The organism is Pseudomonas mangiferae (genome assembly GCF_007109405.1).
In the GTDB taxonomy this organism is placed as follows: Bacteria; Pseudomonadota; Gammaproteobacteria; order Pseudomonadales; family Pseudomonadaceae; genus Pseudomonas_T; species Pseudomonas_T mangiferae.
In genome coordinates, this window is record NZ_VJOY01000010.1 from 204,084 (window position 1) to 217,961 (window position 13,878).

Sequence of the window (13,878 nt, forward strand, 5' to 3'; positions counted from 1 at the left end):
TTCAGATTACCGACATCGATCCGCATGCGGGTCAATCCAAGTTAAAGCGAGCAGTATACTCGTTCCAGCGAACGATCCGATACCCGTCCGGTCCGTCGCCGAACATGACGGTCACCTCGACCTGCTGGGGTTTTCCCGCCGCGCGAACCTCCACCTGCAGCCGGTACAGGCTGCCTTCGGGCGGGCTGTAGAGCGCCGGATCGATGTAGTCCGCAGGGTTCACATCGGCGTCGCCGCGCTTCTCGTAGAGAGCCGCGGCCTTGCCTTCATCGCCCGTCACCGCGCGCAGGACGGGCAACGAGGCATGCAGGACATCCACCCCGGTCTGTTCCCCATCGACGGTCACCAACGGTGCCAGGCGATCGAGCCAGGTTCGACTGACGCCGGGCAGCAGCATCAGCTCGTCGATCGAGGCCAGTTGCGGCGTCGGTGGCGCGGCGCTGCCATCGGCGGGCGCCTGCAGCGGACCGCCATTCTGCGCCAGCGCACCTTCCCGGCGCGCCACAATGGCCTCAACCACCTTCTCCACGTCCGTATCGCCCTTGGCGACCTGGCCGATCACCTGACTCAACAGCGCCGGCGGCGCGCCGATCAGGCTGACGTAGGCCTCCTCCGGCACTAGCCGAAAGCGCGCCCCCTGGGCGAATGGCAGGATCAGTACCTGGCCGGGAAGGGTCGTCCAGGTATCGTTACCGATCCGCTGCACCGCCACCAGATAGTGCAACGCAGCCTCGGCAGCCGCCCGGGTGCGCGCCCGGTAGACGATTTCCGAGGCGATGTTCCGGTCCACCTTGACGCTGGCGCTGAACGCCACCAGCAGCACCGTGAGCAGCGCGACGATCCACAGCACCACGATCAGCACCACGCCCCGCTGGTTGATTGGCCGCTCAGTCACGGGGCTTCCCCACCTGCGTGACGGCGAACGTCATCGCCGGCCAGGCGCGATCGCTCCCCGCGATGCGCAGCGACACCAACCGTGGCAATTGATCGGACTTGTAGGTATCGGTCCAGCGTTCGATCTGGCTGAAGTCATCGCCGGCACCGTAGTAGGCGAAGGTCACCCCCAGAGTCTTGCTCACCTGCTGGTACTCGGCATCGGCCAGGACCGCCTCGGCGGACTTGCCCTCCTGGTACGGACCGAAACGCACCCAGACGCCGGGTCGCCCCTGCTGGTTGCTGGTCAGCTCGAAGACATAGGGCAACCCGTTGGCGGACATGGCCAGGGGCGCCACATACCGGACCCGCTGCGCTTCGCCGAAGAAGGCGGCTTCGTGGCCACCATCTTCCCGATCACCGAAGGCGGCCGGCACCATCTGCCCCAAGTGGCGGTAGAGCAGGCTGTTCAACTGACGTGGTTCCTCTACTTGAGCGGTGTGCCGCTCCACCGTATGCCAACTGCGAATGCCGGCGCGGAAGCCACCGAACAGGGCGACCACCAGCAGGCTGGTGAGGGTCAGCGCCACCAGCACTTCCAGCAGGGTGAAACCGCGGGCGCGCGTCACAGGTTGCCTCCCTGGCCATTCTGGCCGGCGGCCTCGTCGGGGAAGACCGTGCGCAGGCTGGTCAGGGTGAAGCTGCCGCGGCGCTTGGTGCCCGGCCAGGTCACGGTGACGTCAACCCTGTAGACGATGCCACCCGCCGCTTTCAACGGCTCGGCGAAATCCCAGGCGAGGGGCGCCACATTGATCCGCCAGCGATAGTCCGGCGCCGACTCGTCCTGCCCCTCGGTGATGCCCTCCTCCAGGGGAACCGAGACCCCCAGCTCTTCCAGACGCGACTGGGCCACCAGCGCCGCAACGCTCAGGCCATCGGTTTTCGCCAGGCTGCTCATGCCGGTGGTGAAGGTGCTGAGGATCACGGTCAGCAGCAGCGCCGCGACCATGAAGGCCACCAGGACTTCGAGGATGGTGAAGCCGCGCTGCGGCCGGAAGGAAGCGTTCATCGGGCACCGTTACGGATCGATACGCGCCCGGTCAGCCAGTCCACGTCCACCGCCACGGCGCCGTCGCCCTTGCTCAGGCGGATGCGACCGCCCGTGGACGATCCATCGGGAAAGAAGCGCACGGCGGCCCGCGCCCCCTGCTTCTCGCTGTCGGCGACCCGGGCCGACACCTCCAGCCCACGGGGTAGCGAGCGTTTGCCGCGGCCGCTGTCCAGGCCGAAGGTCTTCGCCTGCACGTCTACCCACAGGGCGACGTTGCGCTTGTTCAGGACCGCTTCGGATCGGGCCTTGCGCAGGCCCACCTGAACATCGCGGGCAGCGTCGTCGAGGGAGCCGCCCAGCCCCTTGTTGATCGCCGGCACCACCACCGCCAGCGACAGCCCGAGGATGACCAGCACCACCAGCATCTCCAGGAGGGTGAAGCCGGTGCGCAGGCGTGCGGACAAGTTATTCCCAGCTCACGATATCGGCGTCTTCGCCCTCGCCGCCGGGCTGACCGTCGGCCCCGTTGGAGATCAGGTCGAAGGGGCCGTGCTGGCCGGGGAAGCGGTACTGGTAGTCGTTACCCCAGGGGTCCTTCGGAATGGCGGATTTGCGCAGGTACGGCCCATTCCAGCGGTCGGCGCTGCCAGACGGCTTCTCGATCAGTGCCTTCAGGCCCTGGTCCTGGGTGGGATAGCGGCCCACCTCCAGGTGGTACATGTCCAGGGAAGACGCCAGTTCCTGGATCTGCATGCGAGCGGTGTCGCTCTTGGCACCGCCGACGTATTTCATCACCCGTGGCCCCACCACGGACATCAGCAGGCCCAGGATGACCAGGACCACCAGCAGTTCGATGAGGGTGAAGCCATGCTGGCGACGCCGGGACGATTTCATAGTGACTACCTCGAATGATTCGTTGATGCGTGACGGTGATCGCGAAGGAAGGTTGGCGGGCGCGGCGAAATGCGGGCGGGCCGGATAATAGCGGCTTTTGACCGCTACCCCACCAATTCGTTCACACCCAGGATGCCCAGCAGGATGGACATGATGATCGCGGCGATGAGCACGCCCAGGCTCAGGATCAGCGCCGGCTCCAGCAGTGCCAGCAGGCGCTTGGTCACCGAGCCCACCTCGTCCTCGTAGATGTTCGCCACCTTGAGCAGCATCTCCTCCAGGCGCCCGGTTTCCTCGCCCACCTGGACCATGTGCAGGGCCAGGTTGGGAAAGCGGTTGCCTTCCAGCAGCACCGCGCTCAGGGAGCGCCCTTCCCGCAGCGCAGCGCTGGCGATGTCCAGCTCGTTTCGCAGGGTCCGGTTGCTGACCGTCTCCCGGGCGATGGCCAGGGCATTGACCAGGGAGACCCCGCCCTGCAGCAGTACCCCCAGGGTGCGGGAGAACCGGGTGGTCTCGACGTTCTTCACCAGTTCGCCGATCAGCGGCCAGTCCAGGCAGCGGCGATCCAGCTTGACCCGGAAGCCCTCGTCGCGCCACAGGCGCCCCAGCAGCCAGTACATCCCGCCCATCATGCCCAGCACCAGCCACCACCAGTGGGCCATGAAATCGCCCAGGTTCATGACGAAGCGGGTGGGCGCCGGCAGCTGGGCGCCCATGTCCGAGAACAGGTCGGAGAAACTGGGCACCACGTAGGCCAGCAGGAACACCAGGGACAGGATGGCCACGGTGAACAGGATGGTCGGGTAGGTCAGCGCCGAGACGATCATCTGCCGCAGCGCCTTGCTCCGCTCCAGGTACTCGGCCATGCGCTGCATGGAGCCCTCGAGGGAGCCGCTGGCCTCGCCGGCGCGGATCATGTTGATGTAGAACGGAGTGAATTCGGAGCGCTCGGCGAACGAGTCGGCCAGGGTGCGCCCCTTGCGCACCGCGCCGCGGATCTCGCTGATCATCTCCCGGCCATGGGGGTCGCTCAGGTCCTCGAGGATGTGCAGGCTGCGGTCCAGGGGCAGGCCGGAGGACAGCATCACCGCCATTTCGCGGGTGAAGTGCAGGACCCGGTCACGGTCGTTGACCCGCCGGCGCCGTACCTTGCCGGGACCCGCCGCAGCCACGGAAGCCTTGGTGGCGGCACGCCCGAGGGGCTGGATGCTCAGGGCCGTCATCCCTTCCCGGGCGAGGAAGTCGGCGACCCGCTCGATCGACGGCTGTTCGACGACGCCGTCGCTGGTCTTGCCGTTGCGGTCGACGGCGCGGTATTTGAAATGCGGCATGGAACGACCTGTCTGTCAGCGGGCCAACTGGGCGACGCGCAGCACCTCGGGCACCGAGGTCAACCCGTCCAGCGCCTTGAGGAATCCGTCTTCGAACATGGTGCGCATGCCATGCTGGCGGGCGGTGCGGTAGATCTGCTCGCTGCTGGCGTGCTGCAGGACCAGGTTGCGCACCTCGTCGTTCATCACCAGCAGTTCGTGGATGCCCATCCGGCCACGGTAGCCGGTGTGGGCGCAGGCGTCGCAGCCCACCGCGCGCCAGACCTGCACCGCACCCGCCGGACAGAACGCGCGCACGCCCATGTGCTCGATCTCGTCGTCGCCCAGGGTCTCCGGCTGCTTGCAGTGGGGGCAGAGCACGCGGACCAGGCGCTGGGCCATGATGGCGTTGATGGTGGAGGTCAGAAGATAGTCCTCCATGCCCATGTCCAGCAACCGCGTGACCCCGCTGGGGGCGTCGTTGGTGTGCAGGGTGGACAGCACGATGTGGCCGGTCAGCGCCGCCTGGATGGCGATACCGGCGGTCTCCTTGTCGCGCATCTCGCCGATCATCACCACGTCCGGGTCCTGGCGCAGGATCGACCGCAGCGCGCTGGCGAAGTCCAGGCCCACCTTGCTGGCGGTCTGGATCTGGTTGACGCCCTGGATCTGGTACTCGACCGGGTCTTCCACCGTGAGGATCTTGCGATCGACGGTGTTCAGCCGGTTGAGGGCCGCGTAGAGGGTGGTGGTCTTGCCGCTACCGGTGGGGCCGGTCACCAGGAAGATGCCGTTGGGACGCTCCAGCACCGTCTTGAAGTCTTTGAGCACGCGCTCGGAGAGGCCGATGGTCTCCAGTTCGAGGCTCATGCTCTGCTTGTCGAGGATCCGCATCACCACGCTTTCGCCGTGCAGGGTGGGCACGGTGGACACCCGCAGGTCGATGGCGCGGCCCTGCATGCGCAGCTGGATGCGACCGTCCTGGGGCAGGCGCCGCTCGGCGATGTTCAGCCGCGAGAGGATCTTCAGGCGGGAGATCACCGCCGGGGCGATCTGCGCCGACGGCGCCTCGATCTCCTGCAGCACGCCGTCGATCCGGAAGCGGATCATCAGGGTGTGCTCGAAAGGCTCGATATGGATGTCCGAGGCGCGGCTTTCCAGCGCCCGGGAGAAGATGGTGTTGACCAGGCGGATGACCGGCGCCTCGCTGGCCATGTCCCGCAGCCGCTCGACGTCGTCGAGGTTGGCGCCGAGACCGGCCTCCTCGGCCTCCACGGAGTCCTCGTTGGCCTTGCTTGCCCCCGCGCCATAGAGGCGCTCGTAGGCATTTTCCAGTTCCGAGGACAACGCCAGGGACGCCTCCACCCGCCGCCCCGTGGCCAGCTCCAGGGAGCGCAGCACGTAGTCGTCGGAGGGGTCGAGCATCGCCACCTGCAGGCGCTCGCCGTCATCGGTCAGGGGCACCACGTGCTGCTCGCGCAGGAACAGCGGCGAGACCAGGCCCTCGTCCAGCACCGGCACTTCCGGGTAATCGTCCGGGGTGACCAGGCGGTAGCCGAAGCGCTCCACCTGAATCGAGGCGATGTCCCGCTCGGCAACCATGCCGAGCCGGATCAGAATGCTACCCAGCTTGCCGCCGGAAAGCTTTTGCACCTGAATGGCGCGCTGCAGGTCCGCGTCCGACAGCTTGCCCGCGGCGACCAGCCAATCACCCAGTCGATTCATCGTTACCTCGTCTCGAACCGCCGTGAACCGCGAGGGCTCACGCGCGGCGCACTATCAAACGCTTGACGCCCAGCTTCCAGGACTGCGGCACGCGCAGCAGGATCGGACGGATCAGCGGCATCCCCAGCACCCGACGCGCCATCCGCAGTAGCGGCGGATTGTCGATGCGTTCCGGCGGGCGGGGGTGTCTGAGATGGCCCCAGGCGGCGACCAGTTCCGCGGGGGACGGGCCCTGTTCATCGGCCACGTCCACCGCCGGCAGGTAATCGCCGCGGTAGCAGTAAGGTGCCGAGAGCGGGCGGGTCTCCACCGGGACCGGGGCCTGCCTGTCCAGCAGGCGCTGGCGAACATCCAGCAGGTGCTCGACGATAACGGCCACCGGCCGGTCCGGCTCCACCAGCCAGGTCCAGCTGCGACCGGCAAGCCGCTCGGGGAAGGCGCCGATGCGCGGCGCGATCACCGGCAGGCCCAGCTCCAGGCAGGTGGACAGGGTATAGCTGTAGGTCTCCGGGCAACTGCCAGGGAACCACACCAGATCGGCCTCCAGCGCCAGCAGGCGCTCCCGCAGCTCGTCCTCCTGGTAGGCGCCATGCACGTGCAGGGTACTCACCGGGTGGCTGCGCAGGTGCCGGTAGGCGAAGCCCAGCAGGTGGAACTCCAGCGGCAACCGCAGGCGGCGGGCCTCCAGGGCGGCTCCCTCCAGGGCATCCGCGCCCTTGAACGGACTGAGCGCGCCGATCACCACGATACGCAGGGGCCGGGCGTCCGTCAGCGCCGCGGGCGCCGCTTCCGCCACGGCGAGGTCACGCTCATGGGGCACGCAGCGCAGGGCGGCGTCGGGGAAATAGCGGCGCATGCGCTCCAGGGTATCTTCCGACGGGGTGAACACCCGCTCGGCGCCGTACAACAGTTGCTCGCCGAAGCGCCGCCAGGTGGCGATGTCGGCGCCCCCCGGGGCCGGCCGCTGCGCCAGGCAAGCGTTGCAGCCCGCCTCGTCCGGCGCGCCACAGTAGCGCCCGGCGGCATCCGCCAGGGTTACCTGGGGGCAGGCCAGGTAGAAGTCGTGCACGGTCACGTCATAGGGCACGCCAAGGCGCTCCGCCAGCAGCAGGAACTGCAGGTGCACGCCGATGGTGTGATGGAAATGCAGGCGCGTCACGCCCAGGCTGCGCAGGGTGGCGAGCAGCAGCTCGAAGTCCCGCTCCGGCTCGAACAGCAGGCGTGCCGGCTTGTCCGGGTCGAGGGAACCGAGGGTGGCAGCGCCTCCCTCCACATCCGGGCGCAGGACGTACACCTCGGCGCTGCCGGCCAGCTCTTCCGCCAGGCTGCGCAGGTGCCGCTCGGTGCCGCCGCCCCGACGATGGTTGATCATCAATACCACCGGCAGGCCGCTCTCGCGGGTGCGCGCGGCATCCACCGCGAAACGCAAGTGGGCAGCGGGGTCGGCGGCGATGTGCTGCTGGACCAGCCGGTCGTAGCCGGGGTACAGCCGGATCAGCGCGCGATAGCCGATCTGCTGGTGCTCGCTCTGGGTCTCGGCGAAGCTCACGCCGCCCTTGTGGTAGGCGAAGGTGTCGCCACACAGCACGTGCCGCCAGCCGCGCTCGGCGGAGCGCATGCAGAACTCGTTTTCCTCACCGTAGCCGCGGCCGAACAGCTGGGCGTCGAACAGCCCGCAGGCATCCAGGCAATCGCGGCGGATGAACATGCAGAACCCCACCGCAGTGGGGATATCCACGCTCTGCGCGGCGTTCACCTGGCTGAACAAGGCATCCAGGCGCGCCACGTCATAGCCATCGGGCAGCGGGTTGTCCTGGCAGGTGGCCGGGTAGCTGCAGATGGTGGCGTTGTTGGAGAACGGCGTCGCCGAGCCGATCTTCGCGTCGCGGTAGACCGCCCGCTGCAGGCGGTCCAGCCAGTCGTTGGCGACCATCGCATCGCTGTTGACCAAGACCACGTCGCGGTCGGGGTGCAGGGACATGCCGCGGTTCACCGTGCCGACGAACCCCAGGTTCTGCGGGTTGTGCAGCAGGGTCACGCGATCGCCCAGGGTACCCAGCCAGGTCACCAGGTCCGGATCGGGGCTGGCGTCGTTGATCACCACGACCTCCGCCTCGGCACGGTACTCGCTGGCCAGCACGCTTTCGATGCAGCGGCGGGTATCGTCGAGGCCGCGGTAGACCGGCACGATGATGTCGATCTTGCGCGGGCTCGCCGGCGGCCATGTCGGCTCGACCGTCACCCGAGTGGGTTCCACCACCCGATGACCGAGGCCGGCCAGGCGCATCATCCGGTTGCGGGTGCGCCACAGGCGGCTGCCCAGCAGCCAGTCGAGGCGACGCTCCAGTTCGCGACTGGTGGCGCTCCACTCCACCACGCCCTGTTGCAGGACCTGGCCACGCTGCTCGGCGATGCTCAGCGCCCGCTGCTTGAGGTCCAGCTGGTGATCCTTGTCGCTCAATTGACGAGCCCGCTCGTCCAGCGCCTGGTGGAGCTCGGCCGCTTGCTGGGTGATGGCGTGGACACGCTGCTCCAGTTGCTCGCGCACGCCGTTCAAGGCCTGCAGTTGAGTATCCCGCTCCTCCACCACCTGGCGCGCCTGGGTCAACTGGCCGCCGAGGGAGTCGATCTGCTCGCGGCCCTGCTCCAGGCCCGCCTGGGCCTTGCGGTAGGCGATGGCATCGCCCAGGCCGTGGAACAGCTGGATCGCCAGGTGCGGATCGGCCTGGGCCATCTCGATGAACCGGACGATGGGCGCCGGCGGTTGCGCCCCCACCAGCAGCACGCCAAGGCCGAAGCCAAAGGGAAATTCGAAACCGGGATAGCGCTGGGTAAGCTCGTCCCACAGTTGCCAGACGGCGAAGTCGCCCCGGCGCACGTTGGTGTCGTGGAACAGCACGACCCCCCGCTCGCTCATCTTCGGCAGCCAGGACTCGAAATCGTGGCGGACCGCGTCGTAGGTGTGCAGCCCGTCGATGTGCAGCAGGTCGACGCTGCCGTCGACGAAGTGAACCAGAGCCTCGTCGAAGGTCATCCGCAGCAGCGAGGAAAAGCCGGCGTAGCGTGGGTCGTGGTAGGCGCTCAGGTCGCGATAGATCTCATCGTCGTAGCGGCCTGCCTGGCTGTCTCCCTGCCAGGTGTCCACGGCGAAGCAGCGGGTGCCCAGCTCCTGGTGAGCGACGCCCTGGCAAAAGGCGCTGTAGGAGTCGCCCCGGTGGGTCCCCAGCTCCACGAAGATACGCGGGCGGGTCATGGCCAGTACGGCGAACGCGAACGGGATGTGACGGTGCCACGACTCGATGGGCGTCAGCCGGTCGGGCATTTCCACCTTGGCGAGGTAATCCAGGATGTCGAACGGTTGGGACATGCTAATCATCTGTTCATATCGTTATGGGCCACCGAGGCGGCGCTGAGCGCGCGCATTATCCGTCCGATGGACGCGGCTCGCTCGAAAATTTCACCGACGGCGCCCTGGCGCGTCGGGTGGCGGCCTCACTCCGCGGCAGGCTCGGCGAGCCGGCAGGCGAAGCGCTCCAGTTCGAACAGGCCGGTGAGGCTGACATCCGCCTGGGCCTTGAACGCCAGGACGTCGTGGATCCAGTGGTGCTGCACGTGCTGCTGCTGGGTACCGGCCCCCAGGGCGACGCTGACGGTGTATTCGCCGGTTGCCAGGTGCGGCAGCCAGAAGTCGAACGCCAGCTCGCAGGTCTCGCCGGCCGCCATCCGCTGCCAGCCGGGCAGCCACTTCAGGGTGTTCTCGCCGCACAGGGCCTGGCTCAGGCGATCCTTCACGAAGAAGCCCAGGATCGGTGCCTCGATACTGTCCCGCGCCACGCAGCGGACCTTGAGCCGCACCGGCTGGGCCCGGTCGAGCAGGCGCAGGGGCTGGCCATCCTCTCCCAGCAGTTCGCAACGCTCGATGCGTCCGCCCCCCAGGCCGAACTCGTTGCGCACCTCTTCCTTTTCCGACTCCACCGCCTCATCGGCCCGGGGCTCCGGCTCGTCGGCCCCCAGGCGGTTCTCGTAGAACGACCCGAGGTAAGCGTCGCTCACCACCCGCGCCTCGCCGAACAGCCGGGTTCGTCCCTTTTCCAGCCACAACGCGCGCTGGCAGAGGTTGACCACCGAGTTGGTATCGTGGCTGACGAACAGCAGCGTATTGCGCTCGGCGAACTGGCGAAGGAAACGGATGCACTTCTGGGTGAAGTAGACGTCGCCTACCGCCAGGGCCTCGTCGATGACCAGGATATCGGCATCCAGGTGAGCAATGACGGCGAAGGCGAGCCGCACGAACATGCCGCTGGAGTATGTCTTCACCGGCTGGTCGATGAACTCGCCGATCTCGGCGAAAGCGAGGATGTCGTCCAGGCGGGCGTCGATCTCGGCGCGACCCAGCCCATGGATCGCCGCGCTCATATAGACGTTCTCACGCCCGGTGAAATCCGGGCTGAACCCGGCGCCCAGTTCCAGCAGCGCCGCGATCCGGCCGTTGACCTGGATCTGCCCGGCACTGGGGGTCAGGGTGCCGCAGATCATCTGCAACAGGGTCGACTTGCCAGCGCCGTTGCGGCCGATGATGCCCAGGGTCTCGCCCCGGCGCACCTCGAAGGACACGTCGGCCACCGCGTGGAACGCCGCCTGCTGACCGCGCCGAAGGCCGAACAGCAAATGCATCAGGCGTTGCGCCGGCGAATCGAAGAGGTGGTAGGTCTTGCTCACCCCTTGCAGGGAAATGGCGATATCAGAGGACATCGGCGAACCCCTTGCGCGCGCGTTCGAAGAACGCCCAGCCCAGTGCGGCACTGGCCAGCCCAGCCGCCAGGTAGAGGAAATACCCCTGCCAACCGGGCAACTCACCCTGCAGCAGCAAGGCCCGCGCGCTCTCGATGGCAGGGGTCAGCGGATTCAGGTACAGCCAGCCCTGGTACGCCTCGGGCAGTGCGGACACCGGGTAGAACACCGGCGCCATGAACATCAATATCGTGATCACCACGGGCATGATCTGCCCGATGTCCCGCAGAAAAACGCCCAGGGCGGCGAGCAGCCAGGTGCAGCCCAGTGCCACGAAGACCAGGGGCAGCATCAGCAGGGGCAGGAACAGCGCCTGCCAGTGCACGAAGCCGTAGAGAACGAAGTGAGCGATCAGCAGCACCAGCACGCTGATGAAGGTGTGGAACAGCGCGGACACCACCACCACTGGCGGCAAGATCGCCAGGGGGAACACCACGCGCTTCACGTAGCTGACGTATTGGGGCATCAGGGTGGGCGAGCGGCTCAGGCATTCGGCGAAGAATCCATGGACGATGATCCCGGCGAACAGGTTAACGGCGAACGCCGTTTTGTCGGTGCCACCCACGCCCCAGCGCGCCTTGAACACCTCGCTGAACACAAAGGTGTACACCACCAGCATGACCACGGGTGAGATGAACGACCAAAAAATGCCCATCACCGTACCCCGATAGCGCGACAACACTTCGCGCCTGCCGAGCTGCAGGATCAGGTAGAGGTAATGCTTCATGAAGGCCCTACTACAACGTGGAGGCGCTCGCTATGGGCGGCGCTATTCAGGAGCGGCCTGAGGCTGGGTGTCGAAGAATCCATCCGCCCATGGCCACACATGCCAGGCCGTCGGATCCCGCTCGATGGCCGACTGCAGATGATCGCACAAACGCTGGGCAAGCGCTTCGGGCGTGGACTCCCGCAAAGGGGGCTCGAAATGTAAGCGACGATGTCCATCCACTGGGTCAACGGCCATGGTGTACACCACAACCGGCGCCCCTACCTGAATCGCCATGCGAATGGTACCCGCGGGAATTCGAGCCGGCTTGCCCAGGAATACGACCGGCACGCTCGACTGGCCTGCTTGAAGCGGCGCGTCGGGCATCGCCATCACCGGCAACCGCTCGTCCAGCAAGCGCGCCTTCATTCGGGCCACACTTCCGCCCACAGGAATGGCGGGAGAGCCACATAACGTAGTGACTTGGTGAATACGTCTGCGCCCCATCCAGCCCGCAAACTTCTGCCCAAACGGTGCGTTCTTCGGCGGAGGCGCATGAAGCCACGCCACCGGAAGGCCTCTGTCACGCAAATAACGCAGCGCCCAGAAACCCTGACCATAGTGAAAGGTGATGAACAGAATACCTTTGCTGCCCACCGTACTTTCGGCCGGCACCAGGCCCGATACCTGACAGTACTTGCCTGACCAGCCATCGCCGTACTTGAGTGTCAGGAAATAATCCGCCATGTCGACTAGACGATGGAGAGAGAAAAGTCTTTCTGCGTTAGGCGTGGTATAGCCGTGCTTGAGCAGTTGAGTGCCGGCAGAATGAGTTGCTGGAGCACTGAAGAACGTGAAGCGAGTCATGAAGCGAAGCGCCCGGAACGCCAAGCGCCATGGCAATACCCAAACTAAAAAAGCAATGCAGAGAACTTCGGTTAAAGCCTTGCACTCGCTTCGGAATCCACGCCAGAAAATTTCTGCTGTCATAGGAAAAAGACCTGACCATCACTGGCCAGGTCCATACTTCACTTTTTCTCTACATTCTTTTCGATGAAAGTGCGCAGTGCATCTGGATTGAATTTCACATCGCTAGCAGCCCGGATGGATTCGACCTTCTGCCGACGGATGTCGCCCATGAAGTCCGCCTTTGCTTGCTCAATCAATGGCTCTTTCACTTCATCGAAAGTCTGCTGGCCAGCCGCTTTCTTTTCCACCAGATGGATGATGTGGTAGCCAAACTGGGTTTTCACGGGAGAGCTGATCTGGCCCGCCTTCAAGGTGAAGGCCGCGTCAGCGAAGGGCTTGACCATCTTATCCTTAGAGAAGAACCCTAGGTCACCCGAGTTATTCTTGACCGAAGGATCGTCCGAATACTCCTGCGCAAGCTTCTTGAAAGCTTCAGGGGTTTTCAGGGCTTTCTTGTATACGTCTTCTGCCCGAGCTTTGGCTTCATTTTCATCACGCACGTTTCCAGTCGCGATCAAAATATGCTCCGCATGCACCTGCTCCGGAACCTTGAACTGCTCCTTGTTAGCCAAGTATTTTTCACGAGCGGCCGTTTCAAAGTTCGGCTTCTTGACCTCGTCTACTGCTTTCTCCAACATACTCTGAGAGAGCAAGCGCTCGGTATCATATTCTTGGCGAAGTTTGAACTCCTTGGTTTTATCCAGGCCTTGCGCCTTGGCTTGATTGGCGAGCACCTTACTGACATAGACATCGGCCAGCAATTCACGCAACTTCCTTTCGTTTGCAAAGATGTCTGCCCGTTGTTCCGGCGTAAACATGACATCCAGAAGTTGCTGATACTCTTCTTTCGTTACCGTAGCCGATGAGCTCGAAATAATAGCCTCATCAGCATACACATTGACCATCAACGAACTCGCGAACCCGACTGCAGCCCACTGCAGAACTGTTTTACGTATCACTGAACACCTCTTTTCGACACCCAGAAATGCAAAACACCCCGTCACTGACAGGGTGCTCGCAAAAACGTTCAATCAATTATTCAATAACGCTACTCACAGAGTTGCTGTAGTTGAAGTAGCAGAGCTTGCCGCTGGCGCAGTTGGTAGGCGCGGAGCCGGTAGCAGGAATGTGAGATACGTTAATGTAGTACGTACCCGTCTTCTCCAACTGACAATAATAGCTGCGCGCACCAGTCGGGTTAGCCTCCTGAGTCCAACGTATGGTTGTATCTTGAGCATACGTCGAGGAACAGTAATTACCCACATTGGTGAAATCACCCGGGCAACGAGAAATAGCAACCCGACGGTTAGAGGGGTTGGACGTATTACGGACAGTGGTAAAGGCACCGAAGTAAGCAAGATTTACAGGGTACGTTGCGCCGGAAATCTTACTTGCATCGATTTTGATCGAATAATAGCTTTTATCCGAAGTACCACCCGTAGTAGTGCTTGCCGTCGTCGTCGTCAGGTTGCCCCAGAGACGGGTTACCACGTTGTCATTTTCTGGAGCGGTACATCCCGGCGTGGGAGTCGGGGTCGGCGTGGGGGTCGGAGTGGGAG

General features: G+C 64.8%; 13 protein-coding genes. All 13 read right to left on the reverse strand.

The window, feature by feature from the left end; translation table 11 throughout:
• Positions 1-31 precede the first annotated feature (31 nt).
• Complete coding sequence (locus tag FM069_RS15175; RefSeq protein WP_178106762.1) at positions 32-865, reverse strand: type II secretion system protein GspK; 834 nt, start codon at positions 863-865, stop codon at positions 32-34.
• Positions 866-887: 22 nt separating this feature from the next.
• Positions 888-1,502, reverse strand: coding sequence for a prepilin-type N-terminal cleavage/methylation domain-containing protein (locus tag FM069_RS15180; protein ID WP_178106764.1), 615 nt, complete (start codon positions 1,500-1,502; stop codon positions 888-890).
• Complete coding sequence (locus tag FM069_RS15185; RefSeq protein WP_143489211.1) at positions 1,499-1,942, reverse strand: prepilin-type N-terminal cleavage/methylation domain-containing protein; 444 nt, start codon at positions 1,940-1,942, stop codon at positions 1,499-1,501. Before FM069_RS15185 ends, FM069_RS15180 begins: the two co-directional genes overlap by 4 nt.
• Entirely contained in the window at positions 1,939-2,388 is a 450-nt protein-coding gene (locus FM069_RS15190; RefSeq protein WP_143489212.1) for a GspH/FimT family pseudopilin, read from the reverse strand. Before FM069_RS15190 ends, FM069_RS15185 begins: the two co-directional genes overlap by 4 nt.
• A gap of 1 nt (position 2,389) precedes the next feature.
• On the reverse strand, positions 2,390-2,818 hold the full coding sequence (gene gspG, locus FM069_RS15195; RefSeq protein WP_143489213.1) for a type II secretion system major pseudopilin GspG: 429 nt from the start codon (positions 2,816-2,818) through the stop codon (positions 2,390-2,392).
• A 104-nt stretch (positions 2,819-2,922) separates the two neighbouring features.
• Complete coding sequence (locus FM069_RS15200) at positions 2,923-4,149, reverse strand: type II secretion system F family protein (protein ID WP_143489214.1); 1,227 nt, start codon at positions 4,147-4,149, stop codon at positions 2,923-2,925.
• A gap of 15 nt (positions 4,150-4,164) precedes the next feature.
• Positions 4,165-5,853: a type II secretion system ATPase GspE gene (gene gspE / locus FM069_RS15205; RefSeq protein WP_143489215.1), complete on the reverse strand. Its 1,689-nt coding sequence runs from the start codon at positions 5,851-5,853 to the stop codon at positions 4,165-4,167.
• A gap of 37 nt (positions 5,854-5,890) precedes the next feature.
• Positions 5,891-9,220: a class I SAM-dependent methyltransferase gene (locus tag FM069_RS15210; RefSeq protein WP_178106766.1), complete on the reverse strand. Its 3,330-nt coding sequence runs from the start codon at positions 9,218-9,220 to the stop codon at positions 5,891-5,893.
• A 125-nt stretch (positions 9,221-9,345) separates the two neighbouring features.
• The gene (locus tag FM069_RS15215) at positions 9,346-10,605 is read right to left on the reverse strand and encodes an ABC transporter ATP-binding protein (RefSeq protein WP_143489217.1); all 1,260 of its coding nucleotides are present in this window, start codon (positions 10,603-10,605) and stop codon (positions 9,346-9,348) included.
• The gene (locus tag FM069_RS15220; RefSeq protein ID WP_143489218.1) at positions 10,595-11,371 is read right to left on the reverse strand and encodes an ABC transporter permease; all 777 of its coding nucleotides are present in this window, start codon (positions 11,369-11,371) and stop codon (positions 10,595-10,597) included. The genes FM069_RS15215 and FM069_RS15220 overlap by 11 nt, the downstream gene beginning before the upstream one ends.
• A gap of 42 nt (positions 11,372-11,413) precedes the next feature.
• Complete coding sequence (locus FM069_RS15225) at positions 11,414-12,340, reverse strand: LpxL/LpxP family acyltransferase (RefSeq protein WP_143489219.1); 927 nt, start codon at positions 12,338-12,340, stop codon at positions 11,414-11,416.
• Between the two features lie 38 nt (positions 12,341-12,378).
• A complete protein-coding gene (locus tag FM069_RS15230) occupies positions 12,379-13,224 on the reverse strand; it encodes a foldase protein PrsA (RefSeq protein WP_143489220.1) in 846 nt (281 codons plus the stop codon).
• A gap of 130 nt (positions 13,225-13,354) precedes the next feature.
• A partial coding sequence (locus FM069_RS21715) for a hypothetical protein (protein WP_218570304.1) occupies positions 13,355-13,878 on the reverse strand: 524 nt, incomplete at its 5' end.